Below are 16,081 nucleotides of genomic sequence, written 5' to 3' on the forward strand. Positions count from 1 at the left end.
CGGATGTCCGGCCCTCGCAGTTCCACGGAACCCAACCACGCGGTACTGCACGCGTGGCGCGAATCAGCGGGATTCGCGGTGCGCCCGGTGCGTGCCACAGTTCGGGCAGAACTTCTTCAGTTCCAGCCGATCCGGGTCGTTACGCCGGTTCTTCTTGGTGATGTAGTTACGGTGCTTGCACTGCTCGCAGGCCAAGGTGATCTTTGGCCGGATATCAGTGGACTTCGCGGCCACGATTCTGCCTTCTTTCCGGTCAACCAGAGGGGGTCAATCAGTATGGGGTAGCGATGGCCGGACTTGAACCGGCGACACAACGATTATGAGTCGTTTGCTCTACCGACTGAGCTACACCGCCATGCGCGGTCTGCACAGCGGCGCCCGGCTCTGGAGTGCCAAACCCGGTCACCACCGGCAATCCGGCGAGCCCCCTAACGGAATCGAACCGTTGACCTTTTCCTTACCATGGAAACGCTCTGCCGACTGAGCTAAGGGGGCATGACTACATCCGCACCGAGACTGCTTTCGACAACCCCGGGGCGGTGAAGCCTTGAACGAGGTTACACACTCCCCCGTCCCACCTCCAAACCGCGTGGTCAAACCAGGTTTTGAAACCACCGCCCGCCACCTGTGAGCCCGAGCCCCTCCACCCGAGCAGACAAGTAGATCACCCCGATGGCATTCAGTTGGATACGCCCGCGCCGCAACGCCCGTTCCGACGAATCGGCAATTTGGGTTGTCGGGCAGGTTCCGGATCGGACTGAATCGCGCGAGGTATCCGCGGGGCCACTTCACCAGCCGCCGCACCGGCCTCCATCTGGTCACCTACCACAATCGAGAACCACCCACGGATAGCTGCCGATCAACCAGACTCCAACGCCCCCAACAAATCCCACAAGCCAAAAGCAACAACCCCTAAAAACGCAACCACCCATCAAGGGGGCAAGGGGCGGAGCCCCGTGGGGGGTTCCGGGGGGCAAAGCCCCGCCGGGCGGGGTGTGGGGGTTGCACCCCCACAAAGCACAACGAAAAGCGACCCCTGTACGCGCTTTTCGCGTACAGGGGTCGCCTAGGAGCGTTCGTGGCAGGTGTAGGATTCGAACCTACGTAGGCTTTCACCGACAGATTTACAGTCTGCTCCCATTGGCCGCTCGGGCAACCTGCCGTTCGCGCACTGTTTTGGTGCGGTGAGCAGAATACAACGTACCCTCCCCCGAAATGCAAACCGGCTGGCTATCGGCCGTGCGACGGGACTAACGTGCTCCTTCCGGGTAGAACTGACGATGCCGGTTTTCCGGCGTTCGTGACCCGTCGGACCGTCTGGACAGGAGCGCAGTGTGGCTGATTCGTCTTTCGATGTTGTGAGCAAGGTTGACCGGCAGGAGGTCGACAACGCCCTTCATCAGGCGGAGAAGGAGCTGAACACCCGTTATGACTTCCGTAACACGGGCGCGAAGATCGAGTGGTCCGGCGAGGACAAGATCGTGTTGTCCGCGGAGGCGGAGGAGCGGGTGAAGGCGGCCTTGGATGTGTTCAAGGAGAAGCTGATTCGCCGCGATATCTCGTTGAAGGCGTTCGATGCGGGCGAGCCGCAGCAGTCGGGGAAGTCGTATCGGATCACCGGCACGCTGGTGCAGGGTATCGATACCGAGCATGCGAAGAAGATTTCGAAGAAGATCCGCGATGAGGGCCCGAAGGGTGTGAAGGCCCAGATTCAGGGCGATGAGCTGCGGGTGAGCAGTAAGAAGCGGGATGATCTGCAGGCCGTGATCGCGCTGTTGAAGGGCGAGGATTTCGGTATCGCGCTGCAGTTCGTCAACTACCGCTAGGCACGTATGCCGGACGAGCGTGGCGCCGGGGTCGATGAGAGTATCCGGGCGCTGTTGTTGTTGATGCCGCGGGTGGTGGGCCGGGCGAAGCGGTTGCGGGTTCCGCCGGAGCTGGAGTCGTTTTCGCTTGCGCCGCGGCATCTTTCGCTGTTGGCGAATCTGGTGTTCGATGGGCCGACGTCGATCAACGAGTTGGCGGCGCGGCTTGAGGTCGCGCCGACGACGGTGAGTTTGATGGTGGGCGAGTTGAGCAGGCAGGGGGTGTTGGAGCGGCGCGAGGATGCGGCCGATCGCAGGCGGGTGCTCGTGGGGATCGCGGCGGCCCATCAGAAGGCGGTGAACAAGTGGCTCGGGCGCAGCGCGCAGGCGTGGCGTTCGGTGCTGGAACCGCTTGCGCCGGAACAGCGTCGGTTGTTCGTCGAGACGTTCCGGGCGTATGAGGAGCGGTTGGCGGCGGACGAGGCCTAGCGCCGCCCGCCCGCCATATCCTCGAGCCGGGCGATCCGGTCGGCCATCGGGGGGTGGGTGGAGGACCAGCGGGCGGCGCGCTCGCCCGCGCGGAACGGGTTGGCGATCATCAGGTGTGACTGGGCGGTCAGCTGCGGCTCAGGCGGCAGCGGGGCGGCCTGTACGCCGCGTTCCAGTTTGCGCAGCGCCGACGCCAATGCCAGTGGGTCGCCGGTTAATTCGGCGCCGGATTGGTCGGCCTGGTACTCCCTGGAGCGGGAGACGGCGAGCCGGATGAGGCTGGCCGCGATGGGGCCGAGCAGCGAAACCAGCAGCACGCCGAAGATGTTGGGGCCCTCGCCATCTCGGCCGCCGCCGAACATGGAGGCGAAGAAGGCCAGGTTCGCCAGGCCCGAGATGACGGCGGCGAGCGCGCCCGCGATCGATGAGATCAGGATGTCGCGGTTGTAGACGTGCGAGAGTTCGTGGCCGAGCACCGCGCGGAGTTCGCGTTCGTCGAGGATTTGCAGGATGCCGCTGGTACAGCAGACGGCGGCGTGACGCGGGTTGCGGCCGGTGGCGAAGGCGTTGGGCGCGTTGGTGGGGCTGATGTAGAGCCGGGGCATCGGCTGACGGGCCGTGGTGGCGAGTTCCCGCACGATGCGGTAGATGACCGGCGCCTCCAGTTCGCTGACCGGCTGGGCGTGCATGGCCTTCAACGCGATCTTGTCGCTGTTGAAATAGGCCCACGCGTTCATGCCGACGGCCAGCAGGATGGCCAGGAACAGGATGGTCGGGCTGCGGAACGTCGCCCCGGCGAACACGATCAGCGCGGAAAGCCCGACCATCAACCCGAGCGTCTTCAGTCCATTCGCATACCCGTGCGTGTGCATCTAGCCCGTCCGCCTCTCGCGTCTACGAATTCAGCTGCCGCGTCGACATCGTCTCGCGTGTGCATTACACCAGGTCAACGACGGAAGTTGACCGAAGGTTCCGAATCGGAGGGTGAGTGGGCGGGCGGACCGGTGGTTATCCGACCCGTTCGATGGTGTAGCGGACCAGGTGTTCCAGCGCGTCGTTGGCCGGTCCGGACGGCAGCGCGGACAGTTCCGCATGCGCCAGATCGGCGTAGCCCTGCAGCTTTTCCTTGGCCAGCACCATGCCGCGGGAACGCGACAGCAGTTCGAGCGCCTCCGCCACCTCGTCGTCGGTGTGCAGCGGGTGGGCGAGCAGTTTGCGCAGGCGGTCGCCCTCGGCGCCGTCGTCGCGCAGCGCGTACAGCACCGGCAGGGTGTGCACGCCCTCGCGCAGGTCGGTGCCCGGGGTTTTGCCGGACTGTTCGGAGACCGAGGCGATGTCGATGATGTCGTCGGAGATCTGGAACGCGGTGCCGACGGCGTCGCCGAGCCGGGCGAGCCGTTCGACGTGGTCGGGGCCCGCACCGGAGAAGGTGCCGCCGAAGCGGCCGGAGGCGGCGATCAGCGAGCCGGTTTTCTCCCACACCACGCGCAGATAGTGCTCGACCTTGTCCTGTGATTCGCGGGCGCCCATGGTTTCCCGCATTTGGCCGGTGACGAGTTCGGCGAAGGTTTCGGCGATGATGCGCACCGCGTCGGGGCCGAGGGTGGAGGTGAGCCGGGAGGCGTGCGCGAACAGGTAGTCGCCTGCCAGGATGGCGATATTGTTCCCCCAGCGCGAGTTGACGCTCTGCGCGCCGCGACGCATCGACGCCTCGTCCATCACGTCGTCGTGGTAGAGGGTGGCCAGGTGCACCAGTTCCACCACGGTGGCCGCGGTGATCAGCGCCGGGTCGGTGGGGCGCGGGCCGAGCTGACCGGTGAGGATGGTGAACAGCGGTCGGAATCGCTTGCCGCCGGCCTTGGCCAGGTGCAGCGCCGCCTCCTGTAGGAATTCCTCCCCGTCGGACAGTTCGGCTACGAGCAGCTTCTCGACCTCTTCGAGGCCGTTGCGCACCGTCTCGGCGAGCTCGAGGTCGCCGAGGTCGACCCCGGCCACCACCGTGCCCTCCCCGTCGGCTCCGCCTCCTACCCTCTCCGAGTGCTGATCCACAGCCGATGTGCTCATCTCTTCTCCCAGCGCTGCGTCCGACCCCACGGTAGAGAACCTAGCGTGTCCCCGTCCGATGGCCCATGAACACCGTCACTATGCGGTGTACCAGACACTTTCGCATACGCTCGCACGCGAGTCGGTTACCCACACTCGCAGACACTATTGAGCGACCGCGCGCCAGGTGATATCCCCTTCATCGACACCGCCGAGATCGTCCTGCGAGTATGGACGCCATGGGTGCACCGGACGTAACTCCCGCAACCGAACCCGGGGACGCTCCCGGCGCGCTGCCCGACCGGGCCGAGGTGCTGGTCGTCGGCGCGGGCCCGGCGGGTTCGGCGGCGGCAGCGTGGGCGGCGCGGGCGGGCCGGGGCGTATTGCTGCTCGATTCCGCGGTGTTCCCACGCGACAAGACCTGCGGCGATGGCCTGACACCGCGCGCGACCGCGGAGATGGAACATCTCGGACTCGGCGAATGGGTGCGCGCACACACCGTGAACCACGGCCTGCGACTGTCCGGATTCGGGTGCGAGGTGCAGCTGCCGTGGCCGGGCGGATCCTTCCCGACATATGGAAGTGCCGTTCCCCGAACGGAACTCGACGACAAACTGCGTGAGACGGCGGTGAAGTCCGGCGCGGCGATGGTGGACGGCGCGAAGGTGGTCGATATCACCCGCGAGGGCGACCGGGTCACCGGTGTGATCGTCAAGACCGCTTCCGGCGCCCGCACCATCGGCTGCCGCACGCTCGTCGTCGCCGACGGTGTGCGCTCCCCCGTCGGCAAGATGCTCGGGCGCACCTGGCATCGGCGCTACGCGTACGGCACCGCGGCGCGCGCGTACATCAAGTCCGGGCGCAGCGACGATCAATGGATCACTTCGCATTTGGAATTGCGCAACGCCGCCGGTGAGCTGGTGCCCGGCTACGGCTGGGTGTTCCCGCTCGGCAACGGCGAGGTGAATATCGGCGTCGGCTCGCTGGCCACCGAGCGGCGGCCCGCGCATATCGCGCTGAAACCGTTGCTGGAGCACTACACCGGGCTGCGCCGCGCGGAGTGGCAGTTCGACGGTCCGGTGCGCGCCGTCGCCTCGGCGCTGCTGCCGATGGGCGGTGCGGTGTCGAATGTGGCTGGGCGCAACTGGGCGCTGGTCGGTGACGCGGCGGGCTGCGTGAACCCGTTGAACGGCGAGGGCATCGACTACGGCTTGGAGGGCGGGCGCCTGCTGGCCGGGCTGTTGGACGAGCCGGATCTCACGCGGGTGTGGCCGGAGCTGCTGCGGGCACGCTACGGACGCACCTTCTCGGTGGCGCGACGGATCGCCGCGCTGGCCACCCACCCGCGTATGGTGCCGTTGGGCGGGCCGCCGGTGTTGCGGTCGAAGTACTTGCAGCGCACCGCCGTTCGGGTGATGGGCAATCTGGTCACCGACGAGGACGCCGATGTCACCGCGTGGGCGTGGCGGACGGCGGGACGCGCGTCGATGCGTCTCGACCAACTGCAGCCCTTCGCGTAGGGGCACGGCGATGGCGCGACCCGGGCGGACACAACCGCCGCTGCAGCTGCTCACCTATCTGCGCCGGGCCCGCGATCACGCCGACCGCAACTACGCCGAGCCGCTGGATCTCGACGAATTGGCCGCTGCCGCAGGGATTTCCAAATACCACTTCCTGCGCGCGTTCGCCGCGGTGTACGGGGTGACGCCCGCGGCGTATCTGGCCGAGCGGCGGATCGAGCGCGCGCAGGATTTGCTGCGTGCGACGAACCTGATGGTCACCGAGGTGTGCATGCTGGTCGGATACAGCAGCCTCGGATCGTTCAGCAGTAAGTTCCGGGAGCTGGTCGGGGTGACGCCATCGGAGTATCAGGCGAAGTTCGCCGACGGCGCGCCCCGGGTTCCGGGTTGCTACGTCTTCATGCACGGGCTCTCGGACCGCAAACCCCGGGCCTGATATTTCCGCAATTCCGGAGAAGCACACGCGTCGGCCTCGACGATAGCCTGCTCGCATGACGATCACCAATGTTTCCCTGACCACGATCTATGTCACCGATCAGGATGCGGCCAAGCAGTGGTACATCGAAAAGCTCGGTTTCGTCGAGCACACCGATATCACGATGGGCGACAATGGTTTTCGCTGGGTCACCGTCGTACTGCCGAATCATCCGGAGCTGGAGGTGACGCTGATGATCCCCGGGCCGCCGCTGGACGAGAACTATGCCGAGGCGATCCGGCGGGCGCTGGCCAACGGCACCAACGGCGCGCTCGGGCTGCGAACCGACAACTGCAAGAAGACCTTCGACGAGCTGACCGCCAAGGGCGTCGAAGCCATCCAACCGCCCGCGGAGCGTCCGTACGGCACCGAGGCGATCATCCGGGACAACTCCGGCAATTGGCTGGTGCTGGTGGAGCCCAAGGAGTTCACGCCCGCGGACTTCGCGTGACCTCCCCGGCGTCCCCCGGACAGGGGGACGCGGGGGTTGTCGGTCACACCGCGGACTGGGTGGCGTACCACTCCTCGATGAACTTGCGCTCGCTGTTGAGCACCCGGTGGTGCAGCTGCTCGGCGAGCGGTTCGATCGCGCCGCCGACCACCGGCACCTTCACCTGCACGGTGCCGACCACCTCGATCTCGGAACCCTCTGCGGTGGAACGCATTTCGTAGGTTCCGGACATCTCGGTGACGATGCCCTGGGTGGCTCCGGCGAACGAACCCCGTGCCACCTCGCCGTCGAGTGCGCCCCAGTTGTCGGTGCGCTCCAGCACCAGCTGGCTCTTGAGCACCTTACTAACGATGCTGGGAACCTTTTCGTCACTTGCCTTTTCGGTCATATGGATGCGAATGGTGTTGTCGCCCTCCGGATGCGACAGCTCCAGTGTCGCCGTCTCGGCCCCCGAGAAACGGGCATGCCAGAGCTCGTCGTTGGTTACCGCCCGGTGAAGCTCTTCTACCGGGACGGTGTAGGGCACGGTGAAGCTGAATTTTCGGGACATGGCCGCACACGGTAGCCGAGCCGCGAAGTAGCCTGTTGCGGTGTCGGAAACCACGCAGTCTGATCGCCGCAGGCCAGGCCTTCGCGCGGCCGTGCGCGCTGCCGTGGACGGCCCGCCGGACCGGCGCCGGATTCGGCTGCGGCGGGCGGCGATCGGCGTCGTCGTCGCGGCGTCGGTGGTGAGCGCGCTCACGGTGCTGCTGGTGGCGGCCGCCTGGCGCAACGACTATCTGATCAATTCGGACAAGGGTGTCGCCACCGCCGAGGTGTTGTCGGCGGGGCGGCTGCGGTCCGCGGTCATGTTCGTCACGCCGGACGGCAAGTCGCACAATCCGAAGGTCGGCGTGTTGTATCCGACCAATCTGACGGCCGGGGAACGGATCAACGTCGAGTACTCGCGCAGCGATCCCGATCTGGTGCGGGTGGCCGGGCGCGATGTGCGCGTCGCGATACCACCCGCGCTATCGGTGATCGCGGTGAGTTGGGCGGTCGCGCTACCGACGCTGCTGGTGCTGCGCCGGGCGGCCCGGCGCAAGACCGCGGACTAAAGCGCCCACGGCGGCCGCACGGCGGTGCCATCGGCCATCTCGGCGGCGAAACCCGCCGCGATCGCGACGATGGCCTCGGCCGGTTCGTCGCTCGGGTTGGCGACGGCGATGGGTTCGCCCGCGGGGACGACGACGGTGTCGCCCGCGCGCACGACCCGACCGCTGATCTCGAGCCGACCCGAGGTGAGCATGAAGATTTCGTCGCGATCGAGTACGTGCGGATCGTCGCTCGCCCGATGGGGTGCGACGGTGATGCGCCAGGTACAGAGCTCTTTCGAACCGCGGCTGGGCGCGGCCATTCCGGTGAATTCGACGCCGGGAACCTCGAACTTCGGGGTTTCCTCGGCCTGGATGACGTGCATGACGCTCCTAGATAGACAAGCCAACTTGAACAAGTTGGCTTGTCTATCATGGCGGTATGAGCGCAACGCCGCAAGACCTCGGCATCCTCATGGGCCTGGCCTACCAGGAATTCGTCCGCCAACTCCGAGAAGCACTGGCCGAACAGGGTTTCGGTGACGCGGGCCCGTCCTACGGCTACGTATTCCGCAGCCTCGCCGAGCGGCCGATGAACACCAGTGAGCTGGCCGACCGATTGACGATCACCAAACAGGGTGCGGCCCAACTGATCGAGGAGATGTGCGAGCGCGGCTACGTCGAACGCCGCGCCAACCCGGCCGACCGCCGCGCCAAACTGCTCTATCTGAGCGATAAGGGCAATCGGGCGCTGGCCGCCGCCCGGCGCTTCCACCGCGACTTCGAGCGCGAACTGATCGAGGCCAACGACGCGGACAGCGTCGCGGCGCTGCGGCGCATGCTCACCGCGATCGCCACCGAGGAACGGCTGGCCGATCCGCGGTGGCGATCACCGCATGTGTGAAACAGGGCAAGCGTTTGCCGTAACTTTCCGCGCTCTTCACGTCGGTGTCGGGGTGTGGCGCGCTGGCCCGGTCACTCTGAAAACGTGCGTGTAGCGATCGTCGCGGAGTCGTTCCTGCCGAATATGAACGGCGTCGTCAACTCCGTGCTGCGGGTCCTGGACCATCTGGACCGCCACGGTCATGAGGCGCTGATCGTCGCGCCGGACACCGTGCGCGGTCTGCCGCGCGCGCCGCACCGGCACGGCCGCTTCCCGGTGCACCGGGTGCCCGCCGTAATGGTGCCGAAGATCAGCTCGCTGCCGGTCGGCCTGCCGCAGCCCGGCATCACCGCGGCCATCGCGGCCTTCGACGCCGACGTCGTGCATCTGGCTTCGCCATTCCTGCTCGGCGCCGGCGGGCTCGGCGCCGCGCTGCGGCTGGACCTGCCGACGGTCGCGGTGTACCAGACCGATGTGGCCGGTTTCGCCAAGAGCTACGGGCTCGGGTTGGCAACGCGCGCGGCCTGGGCCTGGACCCGCCGCATCCACGAGGGTGCCACCCGGACGCTGGCCCCCTCCAGTGCTGCCGCGGAAGACCTTGCGCGCCATGGCATTCCGCGAATCCACCGGTGGGGCCGGGGTGTCGACATCGCGCGGTTCACCCCGTCGGCGCGGCGGACCGAGCTGCGCGCGACCTGGCTGCGCGGCGACGACCGGCTGCTCGTCGGATTCGTCGGGCGGCTCGCGCCGGAAAAGCATGTCGACCGGCTCGCGGCGCTGGCCGACGATCCCGGCATCCAGCTCGTCATCGTCGGTGACGGACCGGAACGGGCCCGCTTGGCGCGGCTCATGCCCGGCGCGGTGTTCACCGGCGAACTCGGCGGCGACGAGCTGGCACAGGCCTATGCGAGCCTCGATGTGATGGTGCATCCGGGTGAGCACGAGACGTTCTGCCAGGGCGTGCAGGAGGCGCTCGCCTCCGGTGTCCCGGTGATCGGGCCCGACGCGGGCGGGCCGCGCGACCTGATCGCGCACTGCCGCAACGGATATCTACTACCGGTCGACCGCTTCACCGAACTGCTGCCCAGCGCCGTTGCGGCACTGCGGGATCCGCGGTTGCGGACCAGATTCGCCGGTGCGGCGCGCAAATCGGTGCTACACCGCACCTGGCCCGCCATCTGCACCGAGCTCATGGGTCACTACGCGGACGTCATCGGCACGCGAATTTCCTTGCCGCATACCGCATAAATCGCGCACGTCGGATCCGGCGGCCCTTTCCGACGGATAATCCACCACTGCGGCCGAGCCGACCCCGACGGCATTTATTAGGGTCGTTGCGTGGCGAATACACAATCGACTCGCGCATCGCTGGACAAGCAGCCGCACGAGGTCGCGTCGATGTTCGACGGTGTCGCGAAGCGATACGACCTGACCAATACCGTGATCTCGCTGGGTCAGGACCGCTACTGGCGGTGGGCGGTGCGCCGGGCGGTGGCGCCCCGGCCCGGCGAGCGGGTGCTCGACCTCGCGGCTGGCACCGGCATCTCCACCCTGGATCTGGCGAAATCCGGCGCGTGGTGCCTGGCCGCCGATTTCTCGCAGGGCATGCTGGCCGCGGGCAAATTCCGCGGGGTACCGATGGTGGCGGCCGATGCGACGAATCTGCCGTTCGCCGACGACTCCTTCGACGCGGTGACCATCTCCTATGGCCTGCGCAACATCTCCGACTCGGACCGGGCGCTGCGCGAAATGCTGCGCGTCACGAAACCGGGCGGGCGGCTGCTGGTATGCGAATTCTCCACGCCGATCATCCCGGTCTTCCGGACCGTGTACATGGAATACCTCATGCGGGCGCTGCCCGCGGTGGCACGCGCGGTGAGCAGCAATCCGGACGCCTACGTCTACCTGGCGGAATCCATTCGCGCCTGGCCCAACCAGCGTCAACTCGCGGTGCGGATCGCCGATGCCGGGTGGTCCTCGGTGAAATGGCGTAACCTCACCGGCGGCATCGTCGCGCTGCACCGCGGCTACAAGCTGGGCTGACCGGCCGAATTCAGCCGACGAAAATTCTTCCTCACCGTCGCCCCGCCCCGGGGTGAGGGGGATCGTCACGCACCGATAACGCGAGGTAAAGCCGCCGAAATCGGCGCTGACCATGATCGGTGCCATGGCGGAAACAGTCTCGGCCCCCGGTACGCGCATCGCCAGAACGGCGTGCTCGTACTGCGGCGTCGGTTGCGGGATAACCGTCGAGACCAAGTCCGACGCGCAGGGCGCACCGGTAATCGCCAAGGTCGCGGGCGACAAACTGCATCCGACGAATGCGGGCCGGTTGTGCACGAAGGGCGCCACCCATCTGGAGCTGATGCGCACACCGGGCCGGATGGCCACGGCGTACCGGCGGCCCGAGCGCGACGCCACCCCGCTGCCGGTCCCGGTCGACGAGGCCGTGCGCGAGGCCGCCGGACGGCTGCGGGCAATTCTGGACGAATACGGACCGGACGCGATCGCGCTGTACGTATCGGGCCAGATGTCGCTGGAGGCACAGTATTTGGCGACCAAACTGGCCAAAGGCTATCTGCGCACGGTACATATCGAGGCCAATTCGCGGCTGTGCATGGCCAGCGCGGGCACCGGATACAAGCAGTCGCTCGGCGCCGACGGGCCGCCGGGATCCTATGACGACCTCGAAAAGGCCGATCTGTTCTTCGTGATCGGCGCGAATATGGCCGACTGTCATCCAATTCTGTTCCTGCGCATGGCCGATCGGCTCAAGCAGGGCGCGAAATTGATCGTGGTGGATCCGCGGCGCACCGATACCGCGGCGCGCGCCGATCTCTTCCTGCAGATCGCGCCGGGCACGGATCTGGCCCTGCTCAACGGATTGCTGTTCCTGCTGCTCGAAAACGGCGATATCGACAAGGATTTCATCGCCGAACATACCGAGGGCTGGGACGCGATGCCGGAATTCCTCGCCGACTATCCGCCGCACCGGGTGGCCGAGATCACCGGGCTCGCCGAGGCCGATATCCGCACCGCGGCACGCTGGATCGGCACGGCGGGCGAATGGATGAGCCTGTGGACGATGGGCCTGAACCAGTCGACCCACGGCACCTGGAGCACCAACGCGATCTGCAACCTGCACCTGGCGACGGGCGCGATCTGCAGGCCGGGTAGCGGACCGTTCTCGCTGACCGGGCAGCCCAACGCCATGGGCGGGCGCGAAATGGGTTATATGGGACCGGGTTTGCCGGGGCAGCGCAGCGTCCTCTCCCCCGCCGATCGGACCTTCGTGGAAACGGCGTGGGGTATCGAACCGGGCAGCCTGCGCACCGAGGCCGGGCCGGGCACCATCGAGATGTTCCGCGAAATGGCCGACGGCCGGATCAAGGCGGCCTGGATCATCTGCACCAATCCCGTTGCCAGCATCAGCAATCGGAAGACGGTGATCGCCGGGCTGGAGGCCGCCGAGCTGGTGATCGCCCAGGACGCTTACCTGGAGACCGCGACCAACGCCTACGCCGATATCCTGCTGCCCGCCGCGCTGTGGGCCGAAGCCGATGCGGTGATGGTGAATTCGGAGCGCAACGTCACCCTGCTGCAACAATCGGTCGATCCGGTGGGCGCGGCGCGAGCCGACTGGCGGCTGATCGCCGACGTGGCCACCGAAATGGGTTTCGACGGCTTCCAATTCGATTCCAGCGCGGAGATTTTCGAGGAGATCAAGCGGTTCGCCAACCCGGCCACCGGTTACGACCTGCGCGGGATGAGCTATGACCTGCTGCGTGATGGGCCGATGCAGTGGCCGTGCCCGGATCCGGCCCGGCGGCGCAATCCGCTGCGCTATCGCAACGACGGGGTGAGCCAGGACCTCTATGTCGACGCCGACGGTCACCGGCCGGAATTGGCCTTCCCGACGCCGAGCCGGCGGGCCGTCTTCTGGCCGCGCCCGCACCTGCCCGCGGACGAAATGCCGGACGACGACTACCCGTTCGTGCTGAACACCGGCAGGCTGCAACATCAGTGGCACACCATGACCAAGACCGGGAAGATCGACAAGCTGAACAAGCTGAACGGGCAGCCCTTCCTGGAGATCCACCCGGATGACGCCGAGCGGCTGGAGCTGCGCGACGGCGATCAACTCGAAATCACCTCGCGCCGTGGGCGAGCCGTGCTGCCGACGCGGATCAGCGACCGGGTGCGGCCCGGCGACTGCTTCGCGCCGTTCCACTGGAACGACGAGCAAGGCGAATACCTGACCATCAACGCGGTGACCAACGACGCGGTGGACCCGTTCTCGCTGCAGCCGGAATTCAAGGTCTGCGCGGTGGCGCTGCGGCGGGTGGCACCGATGACCGAATCCACAACGAGCACAGGGCTTTCCATCGACGCCACGGCGGTGCTCGCGCCCGATGCGCCCGCACACCCGCTGGCCGGGGCGCTCGGGCTGGACGCCGCCGCGACGCCGACGCTCACCGAGACCGAACGCATCTACCTCAGCGGGTATCTGACCGCGCTGCAGGCGATTCCGGTGCACGGACAGCCGGTGCTGCCGGATTCCGCACCGCTGGCGCCGCACAGCAGGCTCTGGATCGACGGCCTGCTCGCCGGAATGTATTCGCGGGCAACGGTGGCCGGTGCGGCCGCACCGGCGGTCCAGCGCCCGGTGACGGTGCTGTGGGCCTCGCAGACCGGGACGGCGGAGGAATTCGCGGCGGTGGTGGCCGAGCGGCTCACCGAAACCGGCTTCACCCCGCGACTGCTCGACATGGATTCCTGTGAGCTGACGGGGCTGACCGGCGATGTGCTGGTCATCAGCAGCACCTTCGGCGACGGCGGGCCGCCGGACAACGGGGCGGATTTCTGGGATCGGCTGCACGACAGCACGATCGGGCTCGCGAACGTGCGGTACGCGGTATTCGCCCTCGGCGACTCGTCATACGACGATTTCTGTGGGCACGGGCGCAAACTCGACGAAACCTTCGCCGAACGCGGTGCGACCCGGCTGCTTCCGCGCCTGGACAGCGAGGCCGATCTCGGCGAACCCGCGACCCAGTGGCTCGACGATATCATCGCGGTACTCGCTGGAGAGTCGAATATCCCTGCAGCACAGTCTGATTCAGACGCCATGCCGACCGAAACCCGACCGCGCGGCGCGACGATGCTGACCGCGCCGACGCGCATCCAGCGCGCACCGGCCCAGTTCACCCGCAGCGCGCCGGTGCACGCCCCGCTGCTGCGCAATGAGGTGCTCTCGCAGGCGGGCACCTCGAAGGAGGTGCGGCAGTTCGGCTTCGACCTACGCGGGCTGGAGGCGAGCTACGAGGTCGGCGATTCGCTCGGCATCTGGCCGACCAATAACGAAGCGCTGGTCGCGGAATGGCTCGCCGTGACCGGGTTGGACGGACGCCGCGTCGTCGAACTCGACGACCGGGAGCTGCCGCTCTCCGAGGCGCTGCGCACGCACTACGACATCAGCAAGGTCGGCGCGGAACTGCTCGGCTTCCTCGCCGCCAGGAATGCCAGCCCGCAACTGGCCAAGCTGCTGCGCCGGGACAACCGCAACGAGCTCGACAACTATCTGTGGGACCGTCAGGCCGTCGACGTGCTGCGCGATTTCCCGGTGCGCGCCGATCTGGTCGACTGGCTCGGCATGCTGAAAAAGCTGCAACCGCGCCAGTATTCGATCTCGTCGAGCCCGCTGGTCAGTCCGGACGAGGTGCAGCTGACCGTCAGCGTCGTGCGCTACGGCGAGCGCGGCGGGGTGTGCTCGACATATCTGGCCGACCGGGTCGGCGCGGCGCCCGTGCCGATATTCCTGCAACGGGCGCCGCATTTCCGGCCGCCGCAGGATCCGGCGGCGGCGATGATCATGGTGGGGCCGGGCACCGGCATCGCGCCGTTCCGCGGCTTCCTGCAGGAGCGGCGCGCCGTCGGCGCCACCGGACGCAACTGGCTGTTCTTCGGCGAACAGCATGCGGCACACAACTTCTACTACCGCGCCGAGCTGGAGGATATGTTCCGCTCCGGCTTCCTCACCCGGCTAGATCTGGCCTTCTCCCGCGACCAGCGCGAGCGGATCTACGTGCAGCACAGGATGATCGAACACGGCGCCGAACTCTGGGCCTGGCTGCGCGACGGCGCGCACTTCTACGTCTGCGGTGACGCGACCCGGATGGCCAAGGACGTCGACGACGCGCTGCTGCGCATCGCCCGCATCCACGGAAAGCTCGACGAGGCAGGCGCACTCGCGTTCCGCAAGCAGATGATCGCCGAAAAACGTTACGTCCGAGACGTTTACTGAGCTACGCCGCCGGGGGATTCAGCCTGGCAAAGTCCGGGAGGCGGTAGTACGGGTAGTAGGGGTAGGGCGGGGTTGTCGCGCTTGCCTTGTCGAGGCGGGCGATTTGGGTTGGGTCCAGTTGCCAGCCGAGGGCGCCGAGGTTCTGGCGCAGCTGGTGTTCGTCGCGCGCACCGACGATTACAGTGGCTACGGTTGGACGCTGGAGCAGCCAGTTGAGCGCGATCTGCGGCACCGTTTTGCCCGTCTCCGCGGCGATTTCGTCCAGGACGTCGACCACGTTGTAGAGCAGTTCGTCATCGACGGGCGGGCCGGCCTGCGCGGTCCGGTGCAGCCTGCTGCCCGCCGGAAGTGGTTGGCCGCGGCGGATTTTGCCGGTGAGCCTGCCCCAGCCGAGCGGGCTCCACACCACCGCGCCGACACCCTGATCCCGAGCCAGCGGCATCAGCTCCCACTCGTAGTCGCGGCCGACGAGCGAGTAGTAGACCTGATGCGCCACATAGCGGGTGAGCCCGTTCCGGTCCGCCGCCGCAAGGGATTTCATCAATTGCCAGCCCGCGAAGTTGGATGCGCCGAGGTAGCGGATCTTGCCTGCCCGCACCAGATCGTCGAGCGCCGCGAGCACCTCGTCGACCGGGGTGCCCGCATCGAAGGCGTGCAGCTGGAACAGATCGATGTGGTCGATGCCGAGCCTGCGCAGTGAGGCATCGACCGTGCGGATCAGCCGGGCGCGCCCGGAACCCGCGTCGAACGGGCCGGGTCCGGTGGGCAGCGAGGCCTTGGTGGAGATCAGCACCTGATCGCGGCGGCCGCGAATGGCGGCGCCGAGCACCTCCTCCGATGCGCCGTCGGAGTAGACGTCGGCGGTGTCGAACATGGTGACGCCCGCCTCCAGGCTGATGTCGATCAGCCTGCGGGCCTGGGCCGCATCGGTTCGACCCCATGCCTCGAACAGTTCGCCCCGCCCGCCGAAGGTGCCCGCGCCGAAGCTCAGGGCCGGGACCAGCAGACCTGATGCACCGAGCCGCCGGTACTCCATAA

16 protein-coding genes and 3 tRNA genes are annotated in these 16,081 nt (G+C 67.2%); 10 read left to right on the forward strand and 9 right to left on the reverse strand.

Annotation, left to right across the window (positions count from 1 at the left end):
* Window positions 1-63 precede the first annotated feature (63 nt).
* The 4 genes from rpmG to LGY53_RS38155 all read right to left on the reverse strand — a co-directional run bounded on the left by rpmG (window position 64) and on the right by LGY53_RS38155 (window position 1,162).
* A complete protein-coding gene (rpmG, locus tag LGY53_RS38140; RefSeq protein WP_029925945.1) occupies window positions 64-234 on the reverse strand; it encodes a 50S ribosomal protein L33 in 171 nt (56 codons plus the stop codon).
* Between the two features lie 48 nt (window positions 235-282).
* Window positions 283-355 (reverse strand) — tRNA-Met (locus LGY53_RS38145).
* A gap of 67 nt (window positions 356-422) precedes the next feature.
* Window positions 423-495 (reverse strand) — tRNA-Thr (locus LGY53_RS38150).
* A gap of 584 nt (window positions 496-1,079) precedes the next feature.
* A tRNA-Tyr gene (locus LGY53_RS38155) sits at window positions 1,080-1,162 on the reverse strand.
* Window positions 1,163-1,334: 172 nt separating this feature from the next.
* On the opposite strand from LGY53_RS38155, the gene LGY53_RS38160 reads away from it, so the two are divergent.
* A complete protein-coding gene (locus tag LGY53_RS38160; protein ID WP_167478167.1) occupies window positions 1,335-1,826 on the forward strand; it encodes a YajQ family cyclic di-GMP-binding protein in 492 nt (163 codons plus the stop codon).
* Between the two features lie 6 nt (window positions 1,827-1,832).
* Window positions 1,833-2,294 (forward strand): MarR family transcriptional regulator, encoded by a 462-nt coding sequence (locus LGY53_RS38165; RefSeq protein ID WP_225731556.1) that lies wholly within the window; start codon window positions 1,833-1,835, stop codon window positions 2,292-2,294.
* Here LGY53_RS38165 and htpX read toward each other — a convergent pair.
* Together htpX and LGY53_RS38175 are read right to left on the reverse strand one after the other, a co-directional pair.
* Window positions 2,291-3,166: a zinc metalloprotease HtpX gene (htpX, locus tag LGY53_RS38170; RefSeq protein WP_225731557.1), complete on the reverse strand. Its 876-nt coding sequence runs from the start codon at window positions 3,164-3,166 to the stop codon at window positions 2,291-2,293. The two genes, LGY53_RS38165 and htpX, sit on opposite strands and share 4 nt — an antisense overlap.
* Before the next feature lie 136 nt (window positions 3,167-3,302).
* Window positions 3,303-4,358 carry a polyprenyl synthetase family protein gene (locus LGY53_RS38175; protein ID WP_225731558.1) on the reverse strand — a complete coding sequence of 352 codons (1,056 nt, stop codon included), beginning with the start codon at window positions 4,356-4,358 and terminating at the stop codon, window positions 3,303-3,305.
* A 218-nt stretch (window positions 4,359-4,576) separates the two neighbouring features.
* On the opposite strand from LGY53_RS38175, the gene LGY53_RS38180 reads away from it, so the two are divergent.
* Genes LGY53_RS38180 through LGY53_RS38190 form a run of 3 tightly spaced genes read left to right on the forward strand, consistent with a single transcriptional unit; the run spans window position 4,577 to window position 6,783 of the window.
* Entirely contained in the window at window positions 4,577-5,857 is a 1,281-nt protein-coding gene (locus tag LGY53_RS38180) for a geranylgeranyl reductase family protein (protein WP_225731559.1), read from the forward strand.
* A 10-nt stretch (window positions 5,858-5,867) separates the two neighbouring features.
* A complete protein-coding gene (locus tag LGY53_RS38185) occupies window positions 5,868-6,293 on the forward strand; it encodes a helix-turn-helix transcriptional regulator (RefSeq protein WP_225731560.1) in 426 nt (141 codons plus the stop codon).
* Between the two features lie 55 nt (window positions 6,294-6,348).
* The gene (locus tag LGY53_RS38190) at window positions 6,349-6,783 is read left to right on the forward strand and encodes a VOC family protein (protein ID WP_225731561.1); all 435 of its coding nucleotides are present in this window, start codon (window positions 6,349-6,351) and stop codon (window positions 6,781-6,783) included.
* A gap of 43 nt (window positions 6,784-6,826) precedes the next feature.
* On the opposite strand, the gene LGY53_RS38195 is transcribed toward LGY53_RS38190, so the two are convergent.
* On the reverse strand, window positions 6,827-7,333 hold the full coding sequence (locus tag LGY53_RS38195; RefSeq protein ID WP_225731562.1) for a DUF2505 domain-containing protein: 507 nt from the start codon (window positions 7,331-7,333) through the stop codon (window positions 6,827-6,829).
* A 91-nt stretch (window positions 7,334-7,424) separates the two neighbouring features.
* Here LGY53_RS38195 and LGY53_RS38200 point away from each other — a divergent pair, with 91 nt between their 5' ends.
* Window positions 7,425-7,880 (forward strand): DUF3592 domain-containing protein, encoded by a 456-nt coding sequence (locus LGY53_RS38200; protein WP_374111300.1) that lies wholly within the window; start codon window positions 7,425-7,427, stop codon window positions 7,878-7,880.
* On the opposite strand, the gene LGY53_RS38205 is transcribed toward LGY53_RS38200, so the two are convergent.
* Window positions 7,877-8,242: a cupin domain-containing protein gene (locus LGY53_RS38205; protein ID WP_225731563.1), complete on the reverse strand. Its 366-nt coding sequence runs from the start codon at window positions 8,240-8,242 to the stop codon at window positions 7,877-7,879. The two genes, LGY53_RS38200 and LGY53_RS38205, sit on opposite strands and share 4 nt — an antisense overlap.
* 56 nt (window positions 8,243-8,298) lie before the next feature.
* Here LGY53_RS38205 and LGY53_RS38210 point away from each other — a divergent pair, with 56 nt between their 5' ends.
* The 4 genes from LGY53_RS38210 to LGY53_RS38225 all read left to right on the forward strand — a co-directional run bounded on the left by LGY53_RS38210 (window position 8,299) and on the right by LGY53_RS38225 (window position 15,043).
* A complete protein-coding gene (locus LGY53_RS38210) occupies window positions 8,299-8,760 on the forward strand; it encodes a MarR family winged helix-turn-helix transcriptional regulator (protein ID WP_225731564.1) in 462 nt (153 codons plus the stop codon).
* 84 nt (window positions 8,761-8,844) lie between these two features.
* Complete coding sequence (locus tag LGY53_RS38215; RefSeq protein WP_225731565.1) at window positions 8,845-9,987, forward strand: glycosyltransferase family 1 protein; 1,143 nt, start codon at window positions 8,845-8,847, stop codon at window positions 9,985-9,987.
* 90 nt (window positions 9,988-10,077) lie between these two features.
* Complete coding sequence (locus tag LGY53_RS38220) at window positions 10,078-10,782, forward strand: demethylmenaquinone methyltransferase (RefSeq protein ID WP_225731566.1); 705 nt, start codon at window positions 10,078-10,080, stop codon at window positions 10,780-10,782.
* A gap of 124 nt (window positions 10,783-10,906) precedes the next feature.
* Window positions 10,907-15,043, forward strand: a complete 4,137-nt coding sequence (locus tag LGY53_RS38225) for a bifunctional nitrate reductase/sulfite reductase flavoprotein subunit alpha (protein WP_225731567.1) — start codon at window positions 10,907-10,909, stop codon at window positions 15,041-15,043.
* A gap of 1 nt (window position 15,044) precedes the next feature.
* On the opposite strand, the gene LGY53_RS38230 is transcribed toward LGY53_RS38225, so the two are convergent.
* Window positions 15,045-16,079 (reverse strand): aldo/keto reductase, encoded by a 1,035-nt coding sequence (locus tag LGY53_RS38230; RefSeq protein ID WP_225731568.1) that lies wholly within the window; start codon window positions 16,077-16,079, stop codon window positions 15,045-15,047.
* Window positions 16,080-16,081: the final 2 nt, after the last annotated feature.

Source organism: Nocardia sp. JCM 34519.1, from assembly GCF_020361265.1.
Lineage (GTDB): Bacteria > Actinomycetota > Actinomycetes > Mycobacteriales > Mycobacteriaceae > Nocardia > Nocardia arthritidis_A.